Here is a 24,163-nt window from a genome sequence, read left to right on the forward strand (position 1 = left end):
ATAGTCCATCGCAATTGGGATGTATAGCAATGATGATCTGGAATTGAGCCAATGACCAGAGGTGTTTCTGGCATTTTCAGGTTCTTTCAATGGCAACTGAACCGGCCAACATTGATGTCAGCCGGTTCGACCATGTGCATAGGAATCAGGCGTTTACATCGACAACAACACGGCCTTTGACCTGCCCTTTTAGGATATCCGTACCCAATTGAGGCAGATCGCCCAGGGTTGCGGGATGAACCATTGCCTCAAGCTTGTCCATCGGCAGGTCGGTTGCGACGCGTTGCCATGCGCGAACCCGGTTGTCATAGGGCTGCATCACACTATCGATGCCCAGCAGGCTGACACCGCGCAACAGGAACGGAATGACGCTGGCAGGCAGCCCTGCCCCTCCGGCCAGACCAACGGCTGCGACTGAGGCACCGTATTTCATCTGACCCAGCACACGGGCCAACATCTCGCCACCCACCGCGTCAATGCACCCGGCCCAGGACTCGCTTTCCAACGGGCGTTTCACGGTTTCATTGAGATCTTCTCGTGGGACAATCGTGGTGGCGCCCAATGATTTCAGGTAGTCACCCGCCTCTGGCCGGCCGGTCACGGCAGCCACCTCATAGCCCAAATTGGCCAGAATGGCAGTCGCAACCGAACCAACACCGCCAGCGGCCCCGGTAACTAGCACCGGACCATGTCCCGGCTGCATGCCTTGATCCTCAAGCGCCATAACCGCCAACATCGCTGTGAAACCGGCAGTGCCCACTGCCATGGCCTGACGTGTGTCCAGACCTTCCGGCAAGGGAACCAGCCAATCCGCCAGGGCGTTGGCTTTCTGGGAATACCCACCCCAATGCGCTTCACCTACGCGCCAGCCAGTCAGAACGACCTTGTCGCCCGGCTTATAGCGATCGTCCGAGGACGCCTCGACCGTGCCGCTGTAGTCAACGCCGGGCACGTGCGGATAGCTGCGTACCAGCCCGCCGCCCTTCGGCGACATGCAAAGGCCGTCTTTGTAGTTTACGGTTGAATACTCAACAGCGATTGTCACTTCGCCATGGGGCAGATCCCCATCGGAAAGCTTTTTGACCGAAGCGCTTGCCAGTCCGCTGTCTTCGTCCTTATCCATTACCAAAGCATTGAACATTTCAACTTTCCTTTCGTTTTCAATCAGTCATCAGCCTTTGCTGATCTGAGATATGCCGTTCAAATCCAGAATTTGTCTCGTACGACTGCGCCGCGCATCCCGTCCGGAGTTTCTACTTCGATCCGTGTGCCGGGCTCCCAATGGCTCAGTTTGACCATTCCTATGGAGACGTTTGTGTTGAAATCAGGGGACCATGCGGCCGACGTGATCTGACCAATCCTCTTGCCGCCCGCAACAATCGGCCAAGGGCGATCGCATGGTGGCACGGCGTCACCGTCGATTGCGATTGGACGGATTTGCTGAACCGGACCCTCCTTAGCCACGCGCAGCAGCGCGTCTCGGCCAATACACCCGATCGCCGTATGCGTGTTGCAGAACTTGCCCAGTCCGCATTCATGCGGCGTGTTGTCGTCGGTCATATCGTTGCCGTATGACAATAACCCACCCTCAATCCGTTCGATCAGATTTGGACAGCCCGCACGGACTTGCAGGTCTTCGCCCGCCGCAAACAGCGCATTCCACAAGGGCATACCGATGTCCGAACCCTCGACATAGATTTCGAAACCACCTTGTTTGGAATAACCAGACCGTGCGATTGCGAGTTCACACCCCTCGAACTCGAACTTGTCGAACTTAAAAAAGCGAATGTCACGCACCCGGTCGCCAAAAACACGGGCCAGCAGGTCATTCGCCTTCGGCCCCTGTATTGCCAGCGGAGACACATCGGGTTCGTCGACCAGCACATCCAGGCGGTATCCGTTGGCAATGCCCTTGACCCAAAGCAGCAAGTCACTGTCGGCAATCGAAATCCACCACCGATCTTCCGAGAGCTTCACCGCCACAGGATCATTCAGCATTCCGCCTGTTTCATCGACAATGGGAACGTAAAAGCACTGGCCGGGCAACATCCTCCGCAGGTCCCGTGGCGTCAGCATTTGCATCAGCCGCGCGGCATCCGGCCCACGCAGTTCGACCTGCCGTTCGCAGGAAACATCCCAAACCTGCACATGGGTTTTCAGATGCCGGTAGTCCGCTTCGACGGATTCAAAAACAGTGGGCAATAACATACGATTATAAACCGTATATCCCTTAACTCCGGCAGCTTCGACACCATCAGAAAAAGGTGTTCGGCGCAGGCGACGCGAGAGTGAGATCTGAGCCACTTAAGCCTCCTCAGGCAGAAAAACCAGATCGCTCACCGGTGCAGCAGAACCTGTTTCGGTCAGCATTTGATGCAGTTGGCCCCGGTGATGTGTTTGGTGGTTGAAGAAATGAATGACGCATTGCGCATACGGTTTCGTGACATCGGCTTCTTTGGCGGCCGAGAACCATTTGAACGGGCCGCGCAGGTCCTCGTCATTCAAGGACGCGGCCCATTGGGTAGTCCGCTGGTCAATCTGATCGCGCAGAGGCAACCATTCTGCCAGATCGATGCACAGTGACGGGCTTTCCGGGATGCCGCCGCCGGGACCCTGCCCTTTGTCAAACCGCGACATCCATATCCAGTCACCCCAAAGCAAATGATTTGCCGTTCCCAGGACCGAACCAAAAAACGCTCCGCGCTCGCGGGTCAGTTCCTCATTCGAAAGTGCGGTAAGAAACCCCTTCAACTGGCTGTTTTGCCAGTGATTATATCGGGCCATCTCTTGCGCATAGGCGGCGGTGATCATCACTTTGGCCCGTGCCAGTCGATTGGGCAGATTTCGGCGGATTTGCCGCCAAAGTCCCAAACACGACCGTAATCGCGGACCTTGGACTTGGTGCCACGAGCCACAATGATGTCCGGACCCATCCAGTATTTCGAGTTTGACACCATGACCGGGTGTTCCGGATCTTTGCCGCCCAGCATCTCAATTTCACCCTGTATCTTGCGGCCGATCGCGATGCGGCGCTTGGTGCCGTCGCGCTCAATCTGAACCGGCGCGCGCTCGGCCCCGATAATCTCGCTGACCAGCATGGTAAACAAACCGGTGGTCCCGCCTGCCTGACCGCTGAAGATTTGCAACAGGCCGTTGTAGGCCTTGCCGCTTGCCCGTTCGTCAACATAGGCTGCCACTTTCCACTGGCCCTCGCCCATGCGGCCCGGAATATCGACCAACAACCCGACGTTCAGACCGGACAGGTCTTCGCCTTCATAGTGGCCCTCATCGACGATAATACCCATCCACGCGTGGCAATGCCCTTCGGTCGGAGGGTGCGCGCCCAATGAAACCACGCAGGGGCAGAACACATCGCACGAGCAGTTCAGGATCAATTCGCCTTTGATTGCCCAATCTGTCGGGCTCATCTCGCGCCGCTTGGGATTGGGCATACGGCTATCAATGCGCTGACTGATCGGCAGCTTGTCGGCCTCGGGTTTTCTGTTCTTAGCCATAGGCTTATCCTCCGTAGCTTATTGGATAGACGAGCAGAACAAGACCGCCCGCAATCAATGCAAATCCCATCGGTCGGGTCACTGCGTGCCCGATCTGGGGTAGTTTCTCCAAAACCATGAACAGGGTCGCGAGACCCATCCACAACAGGCTCATGACACCGCCAACAAAACCAAGCGCCATGAAGCCCCAGCAGCAGCCCACACAGAATGCGCCCAGTCCCAGCCCCATGCGCAAACCGCCAGTGAACCCGGTTTTCCAGTGCCCCAGAAAATAGGTCATGGGGGCATGGCAGACTCCGTGGCAGACCTCTTTCGCGCGGGTGAACTGAAATGCGCCGACGGCGATCATCAAGCCGCCTGCGAAATACCCGGATTTACCAATGCCGAGCATGTCAACGACCCCACCAAACAATAGCGCCAACTGAACACCGGTGATCAAAGCTGCAAAGCCAACCCAGACGACCAGATACCCGGACAGAACACCCAACCAACCTGCGCGCGAGCCATTGGCGCTGCGGATCAGATCGTCATAGCTGCGCAACGTCGGCACGAGCGTCGGCAGCATCATCGCCGCCATCATGATAGCCCACATCCAGAACAGCGGGCCAAATTCGGCCATGGGCATATACATGTCCATGCGCGGGTCCATGGCCGCCATGGCCTGACCCATTGGGCCGGGGCGACCAATCCAATCCAGATCCATGTCGCGGCCCATGGTGAACATGACCCACCACGCGGACAGGATCAGGGCATAAAACCCCAGCCAAAATGCAGTGCGCAGAACTGTGCGACTCACGCGCTCCTCCCGACTCAGTCCTTGCTTTTCAAATGTCAGACTTTTAAATGTCAGACAAATAAAAATTCACCAACGGTCCCCAGAATATGAAAATTGACCCCAAGAAGCCTGCTGATCTGTCTGCGCAGATCGCTCAGGCCATTCGTGACGCAATCATCTCGGGCGAATTGATCGTGGATGAACGTTTGCCCTCCGAGGCGGAATTGTCCGAGCAATTCCAGGTATCTCGCCCAACCGTGCGGGAGGCATTGAAGCGTCTTGCAGCGCAATCCCTGATCCGCACGCAACGTGGTGCAAGCGGTGGTGCATTTGTGAACCGGTTGAGTTTTGAGGGCGCGTATTCCCAACAGATCACGACCTCGACCCTGCTACTGTCGATGAATGCGGTCAGCTTCGACACCGCCTGCGAAGCGCGCTTCGCACTTGAACGCGCCTGCGCTGCCTTGTCCGCGCAACGCCGTACCGCGGATCAGTTGGCCACCATGCGGGCCGAAGTTCACCGCCAATCCCAACCGGGCCTGACAGATGAGGCGTTCTGCGCCTCGGACGTGGCGTTTCACCGGGCGCTGGTGGATGGTGCAGGCAATCCTGTGCTGTCCTATCAACTGGCTGGCGCGGTCGAAGCGATGCAGCCGCTGATGAACATGATCACTTTCACAGCGCGGTCCCGGGAAGCAATTATTACCTTCCACAATCAAATCGCCGACGCGCTGGAAGATCGCGGCTCGGCCAAAGTGGACGCGACGCTAGTTGAGCTTGAGAGCTACACAAGACAATTGGCGCAAGACGTGGCGCAGCAAAGACGTAATCCGGCGTAAGGAAATTGAAATGACCACCGCTTTGAACGTGATTGCCGCCCTTATGACCATTGGGTTTGGCCTGTTCGGTTTTCTCGCGCCCAGCTTTACCTTGGGCGCGCTGGATCTGAGCACTACAAACAGCAATATGGGGCTAAGCGAGATGCGTGCTTCGGTCGGTGGGCTTTTCGTCGTCACTGGCGTGGCTGTTTTGTTCCTCAACAACCCGATGGCCTACGCCATGTTGGGGGTTGTCTATGCGGGCGCGGCATTGGGCCGGTTCGTTTCGGTTTTTCTGGACAACCCGCCTTTGGTCAAGGCGGCTACTTTTGGTGGAATCGAACTAGTCCTTGCGCTTTGGTTGATACTGGCCAACATCAACAGGGCCATTTAACCCGCTGTAATTGCTTAGCACACCCGATTCAATTCCCAGTTTGCATCTGCTCGCACGCTCACCTATATAGGATATGTCCTTCGGGACTATGGACATAAACGCGCTCGTAATAAGCGGATCGGACCCGGGGGCGGTACCCGGCGGCTCCACCAACATCCTTCATTTGGGGATCATGGGGCCGAAATAGGATCGACGAACGTCTAAAGGGGTTAGCTTTGTCTCGGCGGGGTGCCACCGTATCGGCCCGAAAAGTACAATTGCAAATGACAATCGTGCTCCGGTTGCAGTTGCTGCGTAAGCAGTAGCAAGACCGAAACTTAAGCCCTTGCGCCTAGCCGCGTAAGGCGGGGTTCGCAGGTACCTGGCAACAGAAACCTGCACCTTCCACTTAAAGTCTGAGTTTTTCGCTGAGCATGTTCATGTTCAGAGTTTTTTCACTATTTGGTCTCATGCTTACCCCAGCAGAATAAGGAGAGCTGGGATGTCGCACGCAGATCTACTCAGAGAGTGGTATTCCGAGGTTTGGGAAAACGGCAATACCGACGCGATTGACCAATATTTCGCCCCCGAAGCCTTGGCTGAAGGGCTTATTCCGGAAATGCAGGTCGGTGCGGATGATTTCCGGGATCTGGTCATGGCCTTTCGCCATATCCTTGGGGACATTCAGGTCGATATGCCCAAAATCATCGAAAACGGCGATTGGGTATCCGCCATCATTCACCTGCGCACAACGCGCGCCGATAACGGTGCCCCGCTTCAAGCCACGGGCAGCGTCATGGGGCGGATTAAAAACGGGCGCATGGTTGAAGCGTATAACCAGTTCGATTTCATCTCACTCTTTGAACAGCTCGGCCAATTTCCGCAGGACACATTGCCTGTGTGTATGACCGGTCAAAGGCTGGATTGGGCCTGACCATATATGCAATCTTGACCCCCTCGGCGCTTACACGGTAGCAAGTGCCATGGGGTAAGATTGCGAACACCCCGTGAGGCGTCAGCCCAAGTTTCGCATGTATCCGACGAAACCAGGAGACATGCTGTGCCCGCACCAAACTCGATCACCCCAAAGCAATTGTTAAGACTGATCGGCAAGCCGCAATCCCCCATACTGATCGACATCTGTATGGATGCGGATTTTGAGGCTGACCCCTATCTTATCCCCGGCTCAATACGCCATCCTGCGAAGGATATCGAAGGGCTGGTCAACCTGATCGGTGACCGACCTGCAGTCGTGATTTGCCAGAAAGGCAAGAAGCTCAGCCAGGCCGTCGTCTCGTGGTTGCGAGGCGAAGGTGTAAAAGCCGAGTATCTTGAAGGCGGCATGTTTGCGTGGCGAGACATGCCAGACGCTCCGCGTGTGCCTGCGAAGGCGTTTTCGATGCTGCAGCCCGAAGGATCCCTTTGGGTGACCCGACACCGCCCAAAGATCGATCGCATCGCCTGCCCCTGGCTGATCCGGCGGTTTGTGGACCCAAATGCCCGGTTCCTGTTTGTTGCCCCGTCGGAAGTCGAAGCCACCGCTGCAATATTTGACGCGACCCCTTTTGACATCGAAGGCGCTCATTGGAGCCACCGGCAAGACAAATGCACCTTTGACACTATGCTGGACGAATTCGCATTGCACACGCCCGCGCTGGATCGGCTTGCAACTGTCATTCGGGGCGCAGACACCAATCGCCATGACCTTGCACCAGAAGCTGCCGGGTTGCTTGCTGTCTCTGTCGGGTTGTCCCGGCAATACCGTGACGATCACGAAAACCTTGCTGCAGGAATGCATCTGTACGATGCGTTGTATCGCTGGGCGCGCGACGGGTTTGAAGAACAACACGACTGGCCAATGGACCGCAAATCATGACCCCGACACTATCGGAGCTGGTCCGTATCTTTGGGCGCATCGGGCTTTTGTCCTTTGGGGGGCCTGCGGCGCAAATCTCACTGATGCATCAGGAATTGGTGGAAAAACGCCCGTGGCTGGACGAACAATCGTATCTACGGGCGCTGTCTCTTTGCATGCTGTTGCCCGGCCCCGAGGCCATGCAACTTGCCACATATGCCGGCTGGCGGCTGCGCGGCGTGACCGGAGGGTTGATCGCCGGCGGCCTGTTCGTCATCCCTGGCGCGCTGATTATCGCCGTTTTGGTCGGGCTTTATGCAGCTTTCGGGGACCTGCCACTGGTTCAGGCCGCTTTCGTCGGGGTGAAGGCAACTGTAATCATCATTGTCCTTCAAGCGCTTAGAAACCTGTCGCGCAAAGCCCTGACCGATGTGGAGCACCGGGCAATCGCCGGATTGGGCTTTGTTGCAATCTTTGCCTTTAACCTGCCTTTTCCCTTGATCATTCTGGCTGCAGCGCTTTGGGGGTATCTGAGTTTCAAAGGTGAGGCCAACACCGCCCAAACACCCCCTGCCCCAAATGCGACGCGCCCGCTGCGCACCTGTGCCATCTGGCTGACCCTATGGCTTGGCCCATTGGTGTTGCTGAGCGTTACTGGTCAGAAATTGCTGAGCGATCTCGGGTGGTTCTTTGCCCGCCTGGCCGTTGTTACGTTCGGCGGCGCCTATGCGGTTCTGGCATATATGACCCAAACCGTCGTGGACAAATATCAGTGGATCAGCACGGATCAGATGATTGATGCGCTGGGGCTGGCGGAGACGACACCCGGTCCTCTGATCCTGGTCACACAGTTTGTGGCCATGCTGACAGGGCAGATCTCAGGCGGGATCCCTTTAGCACTTGCCGCTGGTGCGGTGGCCCTTTGGGCCACGTTTGTTCCGTGTTTCCTGTGGATCTTCCTTGCCGCACCCTATCTAGACCAACTGGCCGCCCGTCCACGGCTGTCCGCAGCCCTACACGGGATAACAGCAGCGGTTGTCGGCGTGATTCTCAACCTTTCCGTGTGGTTTGCTCTTAAGGTTCTTTTCGGAACAATCCCGGAATTGGCATGGGGACCCCTAACCATCCCATGGCCCGAACTTGCGACACTGAACACAAAAGCGCTGGTTTTGACGTTCATGGCCGGGGTGTTGATATTCAAGCTAAAATTCGGCATGGGAATGACCTTGGCCCTGATGGTCGTGGCCGGAGTCGGTTTTCATTTTCTTTGAACAATCCACCCCCTCCCGGTCTTTCGTTTCCGAACGAATCCCCTATGCTTGGGGTAACCACTTTTGAGGATGACACATGTCGCAGGACATTGACTATGGAACCCTGATGCACACCGCCATGCGCGGCCTCATTCAGAAAGTTCTGACCAACGTTTCTGAAAACGGTCTGCCTGGGGCGCATCATTTCTTTATCACGTTCGATACACGGCAGGACGGAGTTGAAATAGCTGACTGGTTGCGCGAACGCTATCCCGAAGAAATGACTGTCGTAATGCAGCACTGGTTCGAAAACCTCGAGGTCGGCGACAACGGCTTTGCGATTACACTGAATTTCGGTGACGCGCCCGAACCGCTTTATATTCCGTATGATGCGATCAAAACCTTCGTGGACCCGTCGGTTGAATTCGGGTTGCGTTTCGAGAGCCCCGAAGACGAAGAAGAGGTTGCGACCCATATCGTCGAAGAATCGATTGAGGTTGAGGAAACTCCGGTCCAGCAAGACGCGGATGTCGTTTCACTGGACAGTTTCAGAAAGTAAGCTCAGACTTACAAACCCCGCCTCTCGCGGGGTTTACTGTTTTTCGAGGAACGTATCGACCGAGCGGGATTTAATCCCATTACGGAACCGCGAAAAGGACAGGTTAAGCCCACCGTCGGCCAGCGTGCGATCGAACTGCTGCAATTCATAGCCACCGTTTTCATCAATGAACAACGAGAACACCGTCAGAGTCTCGCCCTCGATCCGGCCCCAGACGAACGGTTCACCCTGCATTGGGTCCAGGGGCACCTCGTGACCAAACACATTGCGCTTCATCGCCGCTGAATACACGTCTGACCTGTCAGATTGCTTGAAATCGATCGAGAAGGACTGATCTTTGACCCGGCCATCCGGCTTATAGGTCGTGGTCTTCCAACTGACGTTGAACCCTTCTTTGGTTTCATGGATCGAAACGCTCATATCGCGTGGGGTTTCGGTACCATCATCGTCAACTAAATTGGCTGAACCGACGTAATCCCCGATAAAGGGCGTGATGTCCCCGGCCTGGGCCTGAAGATTGGCAAAGACAAGCCAGAATACGGCACCCACCGCGAATGCGATAAGCCGCAGCGGATTAACCCCGTTAAATTGCAGCACCTGACCCTCCAGCGTTTTGATCTTGCTATTCTACCCCAGTCACAGGCGCACACAATGGTCCTAGTACCTGTGTATCAAAGAAAAATGCGCCGCTTCAACGCCTATACCTTTGGTCGGCTTACGCTTATGGTGCGCGCAACTGGCCGATTGCGCGATGACGCCGTCACGGGTAAACGGCATACGACTGCATACTAGACGGAGTGACCGATGTCCCAGACCCGCACCGAATCCGACAGCTTTGGCCCGTTGGAAGTTCCCGCCGACAAGTATTGGGGTGCACAAACTCAACGCTCGATCATGAACTTTCCGATCGGCTGGGAAAAGCAACCCGTCGCCATCGTGCGTGCGCTGGGCGTCATCAAAAAGGCCTGTGCGATGGAGAACAAAGCCATCGGCAAGCTGGATGCCAAGATCGCCGACGCTGTTATTCAGGCCGCGGGCGAAGTGATTGAGGGTAAGTTTGACGACAACTTCCCGCTGGTCGTGTGGCAAACCGGTTCGGGTACTCAGTCGAACATGAACTCGAACGAAGTAATCGCCAATCGCGCGATTGAGATCATGGGCGGTGTGATCGGCTCGAAAGAGCCTGTGCACCCGAACGATCACTGCAATATGGGGCAATCGTCGAACGACACTTTCCCGACCGCAATGCATATCGCTACCGCGATGAGCGTGCGCGACGTATTGCTGCCCGGGCTCGAGAAATTTGCATCGGCACTGGAAGCGAAAGCCAAGGAATTCGCCGGGATCATCAAGATCGGTCGTACACATACGCAAGACGCGACCCCACTGACGCTGGAGCAGGAATTCGGCGGCTATGCGCACCAGATCCGCCAAGGAATCGCCCGGGTCGAAGCCGCGATGCCTGGCATCTATGAACTGGCGCAAGGCGGCACCGCTGTCGGCACCGGTCTGAACACGCATGATGGCTGGGATGAGGCCGTCGCCAAGAACATGGCCGACATCACCGGCCTGCCCTTCGTTACCGCGCCCAACAAGTTCGAAGCGCTCGCTGCCCATGATGCCATGGTCTTCCTATCAGGTGCGCTGGCGACCATTGCTGGCTCTTGCTACAAAATCGCCAACGACATCCGGTTCCTGGGCTCTGGCCCGCGGTCTGGCTTGGGTGAGTTGATCCTGCCAGAGAATGAGCCGGGTTCGTCGATCATGCCCGGCAAGGTGAACCCGACACAGGCCGAAGCGCTGACACAGGTGGCCGCACATGTAATAGGCAACGATGCAGCGATGAAGTTTGCGGGTTCGCAGGGGCATTTCCAGCTGAACGTCTACAACCCGATGATGTCGTACAACTTGCTGCAATCCATTCAGCTGCTGGGCGATGCCACCGACAGCTTTACCGAGCGTATGCTGCTGGGCATCAAGGCCAATGAACCACGCATCGATAAGCTGATGAAGGAATCCCTGATGCTGGTCACGGCGCTGGCTCCGACCATCGGTTACGACAACGCCACCACTGTCGCCAAAACGGCGCATAAGAACGGCACGACCCTCAAGGAAGAGGCCATTGCGCTGGGCTTTGTCGATGAGGAGACATTCGATGCGGTCGTACGCCCCGAACACATGATCGGCCCCAAATGATCGCGAGGCGTAAGTCTGCCTGCCTGTGCCTGCTAATCGCAGGCACAGCGACCTCAGCTCAGGCTGACCTGTTCAACCTGATCGACTCTCGGCTGGAATGGATGCAGGACGTTGCTGCGTTCAAACACGCCAATGACCGCCCGGTCGAAGACCTCGAGCGTGAAAAAGTCGTAGTTGACAAGACCTTGGAACAAGCAGCGCTTTCGGGCATTGACCCGGACAGCGCGCAGCTGTTTTTCGAAGTGCAGATCGAAGCCGCGAAAGAGATTCAATCCTGTTGGATTGAACGGTGGACCAAAGACCAAACCTCTGTTCCCGAAAGCTATGCGGACCTGACAACCGAGGTACGCCCTGCACTGTTAGATCTGGGCGGGCAAATCCTTGAGACATTGTCGGATCAACCACCGGTCTCAACAGCGTCGCAGGCCGATTTTCTGGACACCGTGAATGTCGAATGCCTTTCAGATGACAGCCGTGCGGAATTGTTCGATAGTCTGACCAAAGTGAGACATGCGCAATGACGGAACCGGTCAATCTGAACAAGTTTCGAAAAGAAAAAGCGCGGACCGAAAGCAAGGCCCGTGCTGACCAAAATGCCGTCGCTTTTGGCCGCACCAAGGCCGAAAAGGATCTAGCAAAAAAGCAGAAACACAAGCTGCGCCAGGACCATGAAGGCTATAAGTTGGACAAATGAGCGGACGCCCGGTCAAACGATCCCTGACGCTGAAAGGCCATCGGACATCCGTATCGCTGGAAGATGAATTCTGGCAGGCGTTCCGGACCATTGCCAAGGAAAAAAACCTACCGATCAACGCTCTGGCGGCCGAAATTGATGTCGAGCGTGACCCGGACATCGGACTTGCATCGGCCATACGGGTTTTCATTCTGAACTGGTATCAATCCAAGTAAATCAGTCTTGCTCTGACATCCAGAAACCGCTTACAGTAAGGGGGAACAAAAGGAGTACGAAGCGGTGGTTGATACAGTTCTAGGTCCAGACGGAAAACCACGCTGCGCCTGGTGTCAGGCCGCGCCCGAATTCTTTGACTACCACGATCAGGAATGGGGGTATCCGGTTGGTGACGACCAACGCCTGTTTGAAAAGCTCTGCCTAGAAAGCTTTCAGTCCGGCCTAAGCTGGCGCACAATCCTGTCCAAACGCGAGAATTTTCGGAAGGCTTTCAAAGCTTTTGATGTCAACGCAGTAGCCGCGTTTGATGATGCAGATACACAGCGCTTGTTACAAGATGCAGGGATTGTGCGACATCGTGGAAAGATCGAGGCCGTGATTAACAACGCACGTCGCGCGCAAGAGTTAATCGCTGCCGAAGGGTCTCTGGCGGCATATGTATGGCGATACGAGGCGGACTCACCGCCTGCCCCGCAAACCGCTTCAACGTCGCCAGAATCTGTGGCGATGTCGAAAGACCTGAAAAAACGGGGCTGGAAGTTTGTCGGGCCGACGACCGTATTTGCCTTTATGCAGGCAATGGGGCTGTTGAATGATCACGCCGAAGGTTGCGTCATGCGTGAAAAAGCGGCGCAGTTGCGCCGCGAATTCACCAAACCCCAATAGTGTTTAGATTGACGCACGGAAAATCTTGTCGATGTTTCCGCCCAAGGCCGCGTTGAACTCGGCATCTGATTGCTTTTTTGACAATCCTTCGGTCAACGCGCGCGAGAAGGACGCGATCATCTTACCATTCTGGCCCAGCAGATCGCAGGCCTGTTCCGTCGAATAACCGCCCGACAGTGCAACCACGCGCAGAACACGCGGATGATCGGCCAATTCGTCATAGAGGTTAGCTCGGTTAGGGATCGTCAGCTTGAGCATGATGTCCTGTCCGTCAGCCAATTGATCAAGGTTTTTCAGGATTTCAGCCTTCAGGATGTCTTCGGCTTCGGCTTTGGTGGCGGAGTTGATGTTCACCTCGGGCTCAACAATCGGAACCATTCCGGAAGCCACGACTTCACGCGCAACGTCGAAATGCTGTGCAACAACCGCCGCGATGCCTTCGGCGTTTGCCTCATGAATGACCGAGCGCTCCTTGGTTCCGAAAACACCATCGGCTTTGGCCAATGTTGCGGCCAGACCCGGGATGGGTTTCATCATCTGAACGCCATTCGCTTCGTCTTCCAAACCTTTGTCAATCTTGAGGAAAGGTACAATGCCTTTCACTGACCACAAGTAGTCGGCGACCTTCTGACCATCAATTTGCTCGCCCAGAGTGCGTTCGAACAGGATCGCGCCGATCACTTTGTCCTTGGTGAAATCATCCGCCAGAATGATCCGCGCGCGCATTTTCTGGATTTCACCGAACATCTCTTCGTCCGAGCCGTATTCAGATGCGTCAACGCCATAAAGCGCCAGCGCCTTGGGGGTCGAGCCACCGCTTTGATCCAATGCTGCGATGAATCCTGCGCCGTCGGACATTTGTGTGCGCTGTTCTGCTGATGACATAAGACTTTCCCGTTCAATATGATTCCGCGATTTCAAACCGCATACAGCAAGGCGTGATAGGATGGTAGTTTGTTAGCGCTCAACCAAGCGCAACCAAATTCCGTCTTTCGATCGGACGGTCAAATGCGCGACCGGAATGGGCGTTTGTCCCGCGACCAACTCGAACCGGAAGTGTCGCAGCAGCATGGATAACAGAAGCGGCCCCTCGATCATGGCGAACCCAGTACCGGGACATACGCGGGACCCTGTCGAGAATGGAATGTACGCGTTGCGCTGACAGGTCTTTCCATTCTCAGTTCCCCACCGGGTCGGATCGAACTCGTCGGGACGGTCCCAGAGCCTTTCCTGCCGATGCAGATGCCACGGACTGATCACGATTTGCGACCCTTCGGGGACATCCCTGTCCCGGAAATGTTCGGGGCATGTCGCCTCGCGCACCATCATCGGCACGGGCGGGTAAAGCCGCAGCGCTTCGCGAAACACATCCCTGCTGAGCTTTAGCCGCGACAATACAGAAAAATCAGGCGAGTCGAGCGCCACAGCTTCCTCAGCCAGCCTGTCCTGCCATTCGGGATACATTGCAATCAGGTACAGCGTCCAGGCCAGTGCGGACGCGCTGGTTTCGTGCCCGGCAAGAAAGAAGATCGCCACCTGATCAACCATTTCCTGCGTGTCAAACCTACGCCCGGTTTCGGGATCACGCGTGGTCATGATCTTGGTTGCCAGATCATTCGGCGCGCTACCACGAGCGATCAGTTCAGCCCGGTCCGCCGTAAGTCGCTGGATTAGCGCCCTGATATCCTTTGCATTCTTCTTGGTGCGCCACGAATGCAGTCGTGGCAACCACTTTGGCAGGGGGACAAAGGCCGCAATGTTCAGAATGGGTTGTTCACGCTGATAGCTGCGAAACTTGTCAAACACCTGAGCGGCGATTTCGTGTTCGATGGGCACCGAAAACAAAGTGCGAAAGATGACATCCGCCGCGATATGGCTGGTGACCTCTTCAAATTCAACAACACCACCTGCCTGCGTGCGCAACCGATCCACGCCCGCTTGACCAGCCGCATGCATTGCTGGAAACGTATCTTTCAAACGGCCGCCTTCAAACGCCGGATCAATGATCCTGCGCTGCCTCTTCCAGGTGTCCCCGTTGGTCAGGAAGACAGAGTCCCCCAGCAACGGACGCAGCCCCTCACTTATGCGGTTAGATTTGGGGAAATCATCAGGGCGTTTTTTCAGAACTGTGTCGATCAATTCTGGCTGATTCACCAAGTATGATCGAAAGAACGGCGTGCGAAATTCGGCCATCCAGGCGCGGTACAGCCTATGGGGTTGGGCTGACAGAACGTCCTTGCGAAACAACCTCAGATACCGCCAAAGCGATACTTTATCAGGGCGTGAAGGTGGCTTGGGCGGCGTCATGCCGTCACCGAACTGTATTTTGAAACCGGCTTTTCCACCCGCGACTTAGAAGGCGCCCGGCCCTTGAACCTCTGCCCAAGCGTCAGTGGGCCGGCGGTGATGCGGAAATAATCATAACGATCCGGCTTGTCGAAGGAGCAGAGATACTGGAAATGCAGGCGGAAGAATTTCCAACGCAATGCTTGCCATCGCTCGGGGGACAGGGTCTGCGTGAAGGCCGCAGACAGAACCAGCGGCCATTTCTTTTCGGCGGTGGCGACACCGCTGACGGAAACCGGATCGCACAGCGCAAAAGAACAGCCATCGCCGGGGGCCGAGACGTCGACCCAGGTCAGGCCTTCCTGCGTGGACAAGAATTGCAAATCTGCCCTCAATTCACGGGCTTGGGGCAGAAAAGATACCATCGGCACGACCTGTCCCAACGTTAGGAACGAAAATACAGGGCCGTCATCACGTTGACTGTTGTCGCGGATAACATCGGCCAGAACGCTGACACCCAGATGGGCCCCTGAGCTATGCCCGACGACCAGCACCTCGTCTGCGTCTGAATTCAGCGCCTCTTGGATCAACGCACCGAATGCACGCAGGCGATTGCGCAATTCAACTGGCGTCGCCCCTTTGAGTTTTGCGGAATAGGCATAATCATGCATCAGGTAATAGGCAAAAAGCTGACCGTCTTGCCGGCGAAACCAGCGCAACAGACCGTAAGCGGCCACAACCGCAAGGATTACGCCCATCCATCCGATAAACGGCATTAAAACCCATGTCATGGCCCCGGCTAGCAAGATCGCCAACAGCAGTTGAGCCAGCAACATTCCAACCGGATATAGTGCGGCAACCACCGGCCCCTTGCGCAACCGCATCAGGCGCCACAGTGTTCCTGTCGACATATAGATCCACGCGGTCCGCACCAGTTGCAGATAGGTCGCTGGGATCGAGTTGGACATGCTGTCACGAACCAGGTCCGACCAGACAAGAACATCCACATCAACGTGAACTTCGGTCCCGTCCTGACGTGAAGTGACATGCCACCCATAAGGGCCATCGCCAGACTTGGCGGACGTCGAAATTTCATAACCGGAAATCTCGGCCTGCAGCTTGCCTTCGGTTCGATACAGCTCCCGATATCGCCGCGGCGGAATCGGGTCGTAGCCGGGTATATAGAATACCCGGCGTTTACACACCCGAGGTTGATTTTTCTGACTGCTCATGGCCTTACCTTCTGCGGCGCAGGTTAACCCAGCAATGGGGCCAAGGTAAGTCAGATCAGCAGATCATCCAAAATTCGCCAGCGCCGGGAATGTCTCTAACAGCCACCAGCTGAATTCAGTGAACAGACCGGTGATCAGCATGATGCCCACGAACAGTAACAAGCCACCCATCACCTTTTCGATCGTGCCCATGTATGGCTTGATCCGATTCATCACCGACATCGACCGGTTCAGGAACATCGCAGCCAGCAGAAATGGAATACCCAGGCCCGCCGCATAGACGCCCAACAACAGGGTTCCCCGCGCGACCGAGGCCTCGGACGCGGCCAGTGACAAGATCGCCCCCAGCTGCGGCCCAATGCACGGTGTCCATCCAAACGCAAAGGCCAGACCAAGGATATAAGCGCCAAACACTGATCCACCAGAATCACCGGTCTCAATCCGCGCTTCGCGGTCCAGAAACGGGATACGGAAGACGTTCAGAAAATGCAGGCCAAAGACGATGACCACTGCGCCAGAGATCTTTGCGAACAACACCTGGTTCTGCAGGACAAACACCCCGAAGGCAGAAGCGGTGAAACCCAGCAACAAAAACACCGTAGACAGGCCCAGAACAAAGAACAGGGCGGCCAAGGTTGCCTTGCGGCGTGCTTTCGCCTCATCCTGCATCTCGTTGATCGTCACGCCGCTCATATAAGCCAGATACGGCGGAACAATGGGCAGAACGCAGGGCGACAGAAAGCTGATCAATCCGCCCAACATCGCGATGAACATGGCAGGCAGCAGGCCCGCGTCTATGATATCTATTCCGAACATGTCTCAGCACATATGGTATGAGACGGCCAACGTCACGGGGCCATTCGGTCACATCCTCGTGGTTGCATGCTGGACACCCTGCCCAGTTGGAAATATCTGAACCTTATGTCAAATCCGCCTGAAACACTCGATGCGTTGGGTCTGTTGTGCCCTCTGCCCGTCCTGAAAGCGCGCAAGCGTTTGAAATCCATGCCTGCCGGGGCCGTTTTGCGCGTGCTGGCAGATGATCCTGCCGCCATAATTGATGTCCCGCATTTCTGTTCTGAGAGCGGGCACCAATTGCTGTCGCAGGAAGACGCAGACGGCCATCAGATCTATTTGATCCAGAAATCCCACTGAGATCGGCCAAAAAGAAAAAGGCGGGCACCTGGCCCGCCTTTTCTTGTTACTGACCCAGTGACCACCAGCCACGCCGTTTGGGTTTGGCGGGCTGCTCCGGCTCTTCGGCTACGACCTCCAGAACTGGCTCAGGGGCTTCTTCAACCATGATGTCCGCTGGTTCCTGCAGGTCTTCTGAGACCACATCGGCCAAAGGTTCGGGTTGTTCAGCCTCTGCAGGTTCAACCTGTTCTTCAACGACGCTTTCCGCCTCGGGCGCGGGCTGCTCTGCCGCTGTTTCAGTCTGCTCAACTTTTTCGGCAGTTTCGACAGGGGCTTCAACAGGTGCATCTGTCACACCACCTTCCTCGGCCGGTGCTTCAGGGTTTGCGGCCTGGGCATCCTTGCTCACAACCGCTTCAGCGGCGACTTCTTCTGCAGCTTCAACAGGTTCCGCGTCCTTCTTCTTGCGACGCGGTGCGCGGCGACGCTTGGGCTTGGCCGCTTTTTCTTCTTCGGCAGGCTCAGGTGCTTCACCCTCAGGCTTTACGTCATCCGCCGCTTCGGTTTTGGCTTCATCCGATTCCTCGGACGCCGCCGCGTTACCCTCTTCAGCGTTCACCTCAGGGGTTTCGTCAGAACCATTGCTCTTCTTCCGACGGCGGCGACGACGCTTGCGCTTGGGCTTAGCCTCCTCTTCGGCTTGAACGGTGGTTTCCTCTTCGACCGGCTCTTCCTCACTGGCGTCGATAAGATCCATCAGGGACGCATCCACGGAAACAACGGGCGCGCTGGCTTCGGGAACGATCCGGCTTGCCGTCTTGAATTTCTCCATCGAGAAATCCGGGCTGACCAGATGTACGTCGCCTTCAACACGTACAGACAGGCCATAACGGGCCTCAATCTGTGCGATATGCTCGCGTTTCTGGTTCATCAGAAAGTTGGCGATGCTGACTGGGCAACGAACAAGCACCTCGCGTGAGCGGCGGCGGGTACCCTCTTCTTCGATCTGACGCAAGATGGTCAGCGCCATGTTGTCGTCCGAGCGGATCAGGCCAGTGCCATGACAGGCCGGGCATGGCTGTGTCGTCGCCTCCAACATCCCCGGACGCAGACGCTGGCGGCTCATCTCCATCAGGCCAAAGCCCGAGATGCGGCCGACCTGAATGCGCGCACGGTCTGTTTTTAGCCGTTCCTTCATACGCTTTTCGACGGCCAGATTATTCTTGCGCTCGTCCATATCGATGAAGTCGATGACGATCAGGCCTGCCAAATCACGCAGGCGCAGCTGGCGCGCAACCTCTTCTGCGGCCTCAAGGTTGGTCTTGAGCGCGGTTTCCTCGATTGAACCCTCTTTGGTCGCCCGACCCGAGTTCACATCAATCGCGACCAGCGCTTCGGTCACGCCGATCACGATATATCCGCCCGATTTCAGCTGAACGGTCGGGTTGAACATTCCGGCCAGATAGCTTTCGACCTGATAGCGCGCGAACAAAGGCAGCGCGTCTTCATACCGTTTCACATTCTTCGCGTGTGAAGGCATGATCATCTTCATGAAGTCTTTGGCGATGCGATAACCGCCTTCACCTTCGACCAGAACCTCATCAATTTCGCGATTATAGAGATCGCGGATCGACCGTTTGATCAGATCGCCTTCTTCATAGATTTTCGCCGGCGCAATCGATTTCAGCGTCAGTTCGCGGATCTGCTCCCACATGCGCTGCAGGTATTCATAATCACGCTTGATCTCGGATTTAGTACGCTTGGCGCCGGCGGTCCGGATGATGAGTCCGGCTCCGGTAGGCACGTCGATTTCCGCCGCGATTTCCTTAAGTTTCTTACGGTCCGGCGCATTGGTGATTTTGCGGCTGATCCCGCCCCCACGCGCCGTGTTAGGCATCAGAACGCAATACCGACCTGCCAGAGACAAGTAGGTGGTCAGAGCAGCACCCTTGTTGCCACGTTCTTCCTTTACGACCTGCACCAGTAAGACCTGGCGGACCTTGATAACCTCTTGAATCTTATAGCGACGTGGCCGCGGCTTACGCACGGGGCGAATGTCTTCGCTGTCATCTTCGTCGGCGACGGATTCGATTGAATCGTCCTTCGAGGTCGCATCAGCCCGCGCTTCGACATCGGACTTTTCTTCATCTTCAGACGTGGTGTCCTCAGAGGCTTCAACCTTTTCCACGGCTTCCTCCGGTTCGTCACCGCCAACCTCGGAATCTTCAACGGACTCCTCTGCGGCAGCTTCGACAGAGTCATGCTGAGTACCATCGGCGGCTGCTTCCTCAGCTTCTGCAGGGGCTTCGGCCACTTCCTCGACCTCAGCAGCACCTTCTGCTTCTGCCACAACCTCGGCATCAACTGGCTCTTCCGAAGATTCAGCTTCAATAGGTTGCTCTTTGGTTACTTCGGCATCGACCGGCTCTTCCACCGGAGTTTCAGCCACACGATCAGCCGGAGAGGTGCCTTCCGGAACCGACATGTCGGCCCCTTCTTCACCTTCGTCCAGATCGATGGTTTCCATGCCGGTGGGTTCGGATGAAACCTCAATCGACTCTACGGCATCATCGGATTTTACATCCGCAGCCTTCGTACGCGAACGCGAGCGACGCTTTTTAGGCTTCGCCTCTTCGGCTTCATCCCGCGCCTTCATTGCCTCGGCATAGGCGCGCTCTTCTTCCATCAGCGCTTCGCGATCTGCGACCGGAATCTGATAGTAATCCGGATGGATCTCCGAAAACGCCAGGAAACCGTGCCGGTTCCCGCCGTAATCCACAAAAGCCGCCTGTAGGGACGGTTCGACCCGGGTTACTTTTGCAAGATAGATGTTGCCAGCAAGCTGGCGTTTGTTTTCGGATTCAAAGTCGAACTCCTCAACCTTGTTTCCGTCAACCACCACGACGCGGGTTTCCTCCGCGTGGGTGGCATCGATAAGCATTTTCTTAGCCATGTTTCCTTGGTGCACCGCGCCAAACACGTTATCCTTACCCGTCCGGGGGGACGGGCGCTTTTGGGGTGGTGTCTTGTCAGGGCGATTTCGGACGGCGCGCGGCAGGGTCTGGCGCTGTGGCCCCCTGCCCGTATACTCAATCGTTGCGCGCGCGTCATCGCGGTTCTTCTCCGACAGGCGCAGATCTAACCGCTGCCTGCCCATTTATTCCTTTCGCTCGCTTTTGCGAGCTCAGGCGTTCAACTGCCCCCTTGGGGGCATAATCGGTCTGCTTTGCCTTGCGGGATTGATCACCATCAACGACAGAGCAGCGAAACTCAAAGATTCGGGACTTTTGGGCGCAAATTAGCCCTGCCCGTCCAGATACAATAAAAGCAGTCCTGTGGAAAACACAATGGGCAAACTGCGAGAAGAACAACACAAAGCCCCGGGATCGCTTCATCTGGCCAAAAATATCCCGGGGGTGACTTGAGCCGTAGGCTCAAAAGGGGGCTGGCCCCCTCTCTTTCTTACAAATAGTCCGAGCGCTGCAGCCCGTATTTCGCCATCTTCTCGTTCAAGGTTCGACGTGGCAAACAAAGTTCGTCCATCACAGATGCAATCGAGCCCTTGTGGCGCCGCATCGTGTTGTCGATCAGCATCCGCTCGAACGCCTCGACATATTCCTTGAGCGGCTTGCCTTCAGTCGTCATCACGGGCTGCATTTCTTCATGATCGGACATCAACAGCGACGCAATCGTTCCGGAACCGCGCCGTGATTGCAAAACGGCCCGTTCCGCAATGTTGATCAATTGCCGCACATTGCCCGGCCACGGCGCTTGCAAAAGCTGAGCCGCTTCCTGTGCACTTACCTGTGGCGCGTCACAGCCATATTCTTCCGAGAACTGCTCACTCAGCCGGGTGAACAGCGTCAGGATATCCTCGCCACGCTGACGCAAAGGCGGCATGGTGATCCGCAATGCAGCAAGACGATAGAACAGGTCCGGGCGCAGAACGTCTTCGCTGGTCTTGCCTGCTTCTTGCAGGTTCGAAATTGCGATGATCCGGGTTTCGGCCGGCGTTCCTTGATCGTTCATCACGCTCAGTAACCGGGCCTGCAGCGTATCGCTCAACGCCTCTACGTCTTCTAGCACAAGTGTACCGCCTCGAGCCTCTTCGATCGCTGGCAATTGCGCGTCTTCCGGCATCATTGGGCCAAACAGGCGTTTCGACAGCGCCTCCTCCTCAAGCGCGGCACAGGATACCAGAACGAACTTCTTGCCAGCACGGCTGCCAACCGCGTGCAAAGCGTGGGCCACAAGTGTCTTACCAGTGCCGGTCTCACCGTCGATCAGCACATGGCCATCGGCCTGCCCCAGATCTAGGATATCCTCACGAAGGCGCTCCATGACCGGGCTGGCGCCGATCAACTTGTTCATGATTTGGGTTCCGCCCGACAGCTCGCGCCGCAAGGCACGGTTGTCCAAGGTCAGTCGGCGCGCGTTGCTGGCGCGTTTGGCCAGTTCCGACATGCGATCAGGGTTAAAGGGCTTTTCTAGGAAATCAAACGCCCCAACGCGCATCGCTTCTACCGCCATCGGCACATCGCCATGACCGGTGATCATGATGACCGGCAACGTACTGTCGGCGCCCATAAGCTTTTTCAGGAGCTGAATGCCGTCCATGCCGGGCATTTTGATATCCGAGATCACGATACCCGGATATTCCGGTCCCAACACTTTCAGCGCGTCCTCGGCGCTGGCGAAGGTTTCCGTGTCATATCCCGACAGTGCCAGCCATTGGCTGATCGACTGGCGCATGTCCTGTTCGTCATCCACAATGGCGATCTTCATGGCCTGTGCCATAGTCATTCCTCGTTATTCCGCGGCCTCTAGGCCGTCGCTTCCCAGTATCGGCAACTGCATCTCGAACACGGCCCCGCCTTGTGGGCTGTTTCGTGCAGTCAGCCTTCCGCCATGGTCGTTCACGATCCCGGAAGAGATGGCAAGCCCCAGACCGACCCCGTCGCCGGGCTGTTTCGTAGTATAGAACGGTTCGAACAGATTTTCGATGTTCTCGATTCCATAGCCGTTATCGCGCACTGTCAGCACCGCCGTATCGCCCGCTGCCAGTATGATTTCGATATCCGGTTCGGATACAGATTTGGTGGCGTCCAACGCATTGCGCAAGAGGTTCACCATCACCTGCTCGATCCGCATCCGATCGCCCATAACTGACACCGGTTCGTCGGGCAGTATCTGGGTGATCTTGACGTGACGCTGGCGCAGTTGCGGCTCCATCATGGACAGCGACGATGCCAGCGCTTCACTAAGATTTACTGGGGAAAACGTATCCGCACCCTTACGCGCGTAGGATTTGAGCTGGCGGGTAATCGCCCCCATCCTTTCGATCAGACCATCGATCCGACCAAAGCTTGCCAACGCCTCCTCAGGCCGGTTCCGACGCAGCAAAAGACGTGCGCCAGCCAGGTAGGTCTTCATTGCAGCCAGGGGTTGATTTAGCTCGTGACTCACGGCCGCCGACATCTCACCCAAAGCGGCCAGTTTCGAGCTTTGCGCCAGCGTCTGTTCGGCAACTTCCAGTGTTTTTTCAACCCTTTCCCGCTCAGCAATTTCCCGCTTTAGCCTTGAGTTCAATGCGCGAAGCTCTGCCGACTCGCGCTGGAACAACGCCATGCGGAACGTGGCTCGACGGCTAAGCGCATAGAAGGCCAGTGCCAGAAGAATCGCAAAACCCATGATCTCGAGCGCGATAACGCTGTTAACCTTTTCCCGAATCGACTCGTAAGTGGTGAACGACGTCATTTTCCATCCCCGGAACGGGATGCGCGTTTCCATCCGCATCACCGCCTCACCCTGCAGATAGGCGTCTGGCGGCAACGCGGTCCAGTCTGTTGTGGCGCGTATTGCCCGCTGAATGGCACCTTGCGCCGGCTGGCGAAGCAACGCGGCGTTCTCTTCAAGCCCCCGCCATTGCGGTTCAGTCGACAGAATGATCGTTCCGGTACTGTCAGTCACCATTACAGCGTCGGAAATACCTGCCCAGGCGCGCTCGAATTTCTGCAGATCGACCTCGACCACGATGACGCCCAGAACGTCGGCATTGGCTTCCATTCGTCTTGAATAGACAAAGCTGTAGCCGCCCGATTCCTTTTCAATCACGGTGAAGATCGTCGAATTCGCCCGCACTGCATCAATGAAATACGGCGAACTCCGGTGTGGTTCTCCCAAGCGAGCACGATCAGTGGCCGCAACAGTTCGCCCGTCCCCGTCAAGCAACATCAGCGAGGCCGCGCCAATCTCTTCGACAAACGAAATCAAACGCTGGGTGGAAAGGGAATAGTCACTGGACTGCAGCGCGGAAATCAACGTCGGGTCGCGTGCTAAAAGCTGCGGAACAATTGCGTTTCGGCGCAGTTCGCTCAGCAAGTTGCCGGAATACAACGCCAGCCGCACTTCGGCCCGGTTTCGTGTTGATTCAGTAAACCGGTCCGTCAGAAGACGGTTGGTTACATAAACCGTGGTGACCGTTGCGATCAAAAGAATGATAATCGCCAAGCGCAGCCGCCAACCCAATGGCGCACCACGAAACGGTTTTGTCAGAAAGGACCAGCCAGAGCGAACTTCGGAACTCATCCC

General features: G+C 56.3%; 25 protein-coding genes and 1 other RNA gene. 13 read left to right on the forward strand and 13 right to left on the reverse strand.

Translation table 11 applies throughout. From position 1 onward, the window contains the following. Positions 1-145: 145 nt before the first annotated feature. The 5 genes from acuI to AC2FFH_RS04860 are packed head-to-tail and all read right to left on the reverse strand — an operon-like array spanning position 146 to position 4,311. Positions 146-1,141: an acryloyl-CoA reductase gene (gene acuI, locus AC2FFH_RS04840; RefSeq protein WP_496765015.1), complete on the reverse strand. Its 996-nt coding sequence runs from the start codon at positions 1,139-1,141 to the stop codon at positions 146-148. A gap of 59 nt (positions 1,142-1,200) precedes the next feature. Next, positions 1,201-2,304, reverse strand: a complete 1,104-nt coding sequence (locus tag AC2FFH_RS04845) for a dimethylsulfoniopropionate demethylase (protein ID WP_496843883.1) — start codon at positions 2,302-2,304, stop codon at positions 1,201-1,203. Continuing rightward, complete coding sequence (locus tag AC2FFH_RS04850; protein WP_496843884.1) at positions 2,305-2,811, reverse strand: DinB family protein; 507 nt, start codon at positions 2,809-2,811, stop codon at positions 2,305-2,307. Beyond that, positions 2,811-3,515, reverse strand: a complete 705-nt coding sequence (locus tag AC2FFH_RS04855) for a DUF1326 domain-containing protein (RefSeq protein ID WP_058271563.1) — start codon at positions 3,513-3,515, stop codon at positions 2,811-2,813. Before AC2FFH_RS04855 ends, AC2FFH_RS04850 begins: the two co-directional genes overlap by 1 nt. A 4-nt stretch (positions 3,516-3,519) precedes the next feature. Further along, positions 3,520-4,311 (reverse strand): DUF2182 domain-containing protein, encoded by a 792-nt coding sequence (locus tag AC2FFH_RS04860; protein ID WP_496733180.1) that lies wholly within the window; start codon positions 4,309-4,311, stop codon positions 3,520-3,522. Between the two features lie 86 nt (positions 4,312-4,397). Between AC2FFH_RS04860 and AC2FFH_RS04865 the strand changes: the two genes are divergently transcribed. From AC2FFH_RS04865 to AC2FFH_RS04895, 7 genes are all read left to right on the forward strand, one after another. Then, on the forward strand, positions 4,398-5,129 hold the full coding sequence (locus AC2FFH_RS04865) for a FadR/GntR family transcriptional regulator (protein WP_496843885.1): 732 nt from the start codon (positions 4,398-4,400) through the stop codon (positions 5,127-5,129). Positions 5,130-5,139: 10 nt separating this feature from the next. Beyond that, positions 5,140-5,502, forward strand: a complete 363-nt coding sequence (locus AC2FFH_RS04870) for a DUF4345 family protein (protein ID WP_496843886.1) — start codon at positions 5,140-5,142, stop codon at positions 5,500-5,502. Positions 5,503-5,538: 36 nt separating this feature from the next. Continuing rightward, positions 5,539-5,884, forward strand: a transfer-messenger RNA (tmRNA) gene (ssrA, locus tag AC2FFH_RS04875). A gap of 99 nt (positions 5,885-5,983) precedes the next feature. Beyond that, positions 5,984-6,415 (forward strand): ester cyclase, encoded by a 432-nt coding sequence (locus AC2FFH_RS04880; protein ID WP_496760508.1) that lies wholly within the window; start codon positions 5,984-5,986, stop codon positions 6,413-6,415. A 126-nt stretch (positions 6,416-6,541) separates the two neighbouring features. Further along, positions 6,542-7,357: a chromate resistance protein ChrB domain-containing protein gene (locus tag AC2FFH_RS04885; RefSeq protein WP_496722726.1), complete on the forward strand. Its 816-nt coding sequence runs from the start codon at positions 6,542-6,544 to the stop codon at positions 7,355-7,357. Next, entirely contained in the window at positions 7,354-8,607 is a 1,254-nt protein-coding gene (chrA, locus tag AC2FFH_RS04890) for a chromate efflux transporter (protein ID WP_496843887.1), read from the forward strand. The genes AC2FFH_RS04885 and chrA overlap by 4 nt, the downstream gene beginning before the upstream one ends. A 76-nt stretch (positions 8,608-8,683) precedes the next feature. Then, positions 8,684-9,145: an SspB family protein gene (locus AC2FFH_RS04895; protein WP_496765043.1), complete on the forward strand. Its 462-nt coding sequence runs from the start codon at positions 8,684-8,686 to the stop codon at positions 9,143-9,145. A gap of 33 nt (positions 9,146-9,178) precedes the next feature. Here AC2FFH_RS04895 and AC2FFH_RS04900 read toward each other — a convergent pair whose 3' ends face one another. Further along, positions 9,179-9,742 carry a hypothetical protein gene (locus AC2FFH_RS04900; RefSeq protein ID WP_496765046.1) on the reverse strand — a complete coding sequence of 188 codons (564 nt, stop codon included), beginning with the start codon at positions 9,740-9,742 and terminating at the stop codon, positions 9,179-9,181. A gap of 207 nt (positions 9,743-9,949) precedes the next feature. On the opposite strand from AC2FFH_RS04900, the gene fumC reads away from it, so the two are divergent. The 5 genes from fumC (at position 9,950) to AC2FFH_RS04925 (ending at position 12,917) form a co-directional block, all read left to right on the forward strand. After that, a complete protein-coding gene (gene fumC, locus AC2FFH_RS04905; protein WP_109311562.1) occupies positions 9,950-11,341 on the forward strand; it encodes a class II fumarate hydratase in 1,392 nt (463 codons plus the stop codon). After that, on the forward strand, positions 11,338-11,862 hold the full coding sequence (aroQ, locus tag AC2FFH_RS04910; protein WP_496765048.1) for a gamma subclass chorismate mutase AroQ: 525 nt from the start codon (positions 11,338-11,340) through the stop codon (positions 11,860-11,862). Before fumC ends, aroQ begins: the two co-directional genes overlap by 4 nt. Further along, positions 11,859-12,035: a DUF4169 family protein gene (locus AC2FFH_RS04915; RefSeq protein ID WP_496765050.1), complete on the forward strand. Its 177-nt coding sequence runs from the start codon at positions 11,859-11,861 to the stop codon at positions 12,033-12,035. The genes aroQ and AC2FFH_RS04915 overlap by 4 nt, the downstream gene beginning before the upstream one ends. Next, complete coding sequence (locus AC2FFH_RS04920; RefSeq protein ID WP_496739939.1) at positions 12,032-12,250, forward strand: ribbon-helix-helix domain-containing protein; 219 nt, start codon at positions 12,032-12,034, stop codon at positions 12,248-12,250. The genes AC2FFH_RS04915 and AC2FFH_RS04920 overlap by 4 nt, the downstream gene beginning before the upstream one ends. A gap of 64 nt (positions 12,251-12,314) precedes the next feature. Beyond that, a complete protein-coding gene (locus tag AC2FFH_RS04925; RefSeq protein ID WP_496765052.1) occupies positions 12,315-12,917 on the forward strand; it encodes a DNA-3-methyladenine glycosylase I in 603 nt (200 codons plus the stop codon). A 3-nt stretch (positions 12,918-12,920) separates the two neighbouring features. On the opposite strand, the gene AC2FFH_RS04930 is transcribed toward AC2FFH_RS04925, so the two are convergent. The 4 genes from AC2FFH_RS04930 to AC2FFH_RS04945 form a co-directional block, all read right to left on the reverse strand. Beyond that, entirely contained in the window at positions 12,921-13,802 is an 882-nt protein-coding gene (locus tag AC2FFH_RS04930) for a fructose bisphosphate aldolase (protein ID WP_496843889.1), read from the reverse strand. A gap of 72 nt (positions 13,803-13,874) precedes the next feature. Beyond that, on the reverse strand, positions 13,875-15,224 hold the full coding sequence (locus AC2FFH_RS04935; protein WP_496843890.1) for a cytochrome P450: 1,350 nt from the start codon (positions 15,222-15,224) through the stop codon (positions 13,875-13,877). Beyond that, on the reverse strand, positions 15,221-16,435 hold the full coding sequence (locus AC2FFH_RS04940; RefSeq protein WP_496765065.1) for a hypothetical protein: 1,215 nt from the start codon (positions 16,433-16,435) through the stop codon (positions 15,221-15,223). The genes AC2FFH_RS04935 and AC2FFH_RS04940 overlap by 4 nt, the downstream gene beginning before the upstream one ends. A gap of 63 nt (positions 16,436-16,498) precedes the next feature. After that, positions 16,499-17,251, reverse strand: a complete 753-nt coding sequence (locus AC2FFH_RS04945; RefSeq protein ID WP_058271899.1) for a cytochrome c biogenesis CcdA family protein — start codon at positions 17,249-17,251, stop codon at positions 16,499-16,501. A gap of 105 nt (positions 17,252-17,356) precedes the next feature. Here AC2FFH_RS04945 and AC2FFH_RS04950 point away from each other — a divergent pair, with 105 nt between their 5' ends. Further along, a complete protein-coding gene (locus tag AC2FFH_RS04950; protein WP_058271547.1) occupies positions 17,357-17,590 on the forward strand; it encodes a sulfurtransferase TusA family protein in 234 nt (77 codons plus the stop codon). A 46-nt stretch (positions 17,591-17,636) separates the two neighbouring features. Here AC2FFH_RS04950 and AC2FFH_RS04955 read toward each other — a convergent pair whose 3' ends face one another. The 3 genes from AC2FFH_RS04955 to AC2FFH_RS04965 all read right to left on the reverse strand — a co-directional run bounded on the left by AC2FFH_RS04955 (position 17,637) and on the right by AC2FFH_RS04965 (position 24,160). After that, complete coding sequence (locus AC2FFH_RS04955; protein ID WP_496843891.1) at positions 17,637-20,525, reverse strand: Rne/Rng family ribonuclease; 2,889 nt, start codon at positions 20,523-20,525, stop codon at positions 17,637-17,639. A 509-nt stretch (positions 20,526-21,034) separates the two neighbouring features. Then, a complete protein-coding gene (locus tag AC2FFH_RS04960) occupies positions 21,035-22,369 on the reverse strand; it encodes a sigma-54-dependent transcriptional regulator (RefSeq protein ID WP_496722971.1) in 1,335 nt (444 codons plus the stop codon). Between the two features lie 12 nt (positions 22,370-22,381). Then, positions 22,382-24,160 (reverse strand): sensor histidine kinase, encoded by a 1,779-nt coding sequence (locus AC2FFH_RS04965; RefSeq protein ID WP_496739934.1) that lies wholly within the window; start codon positions 24,158-24,160, stop codon positions 22,382-22,384. Positions 24,161-24,163: the final 3 nt, after the last annotated feature.

This window comes from Ruegeria sp. YTSC003, from assembly GCF_059609785.1.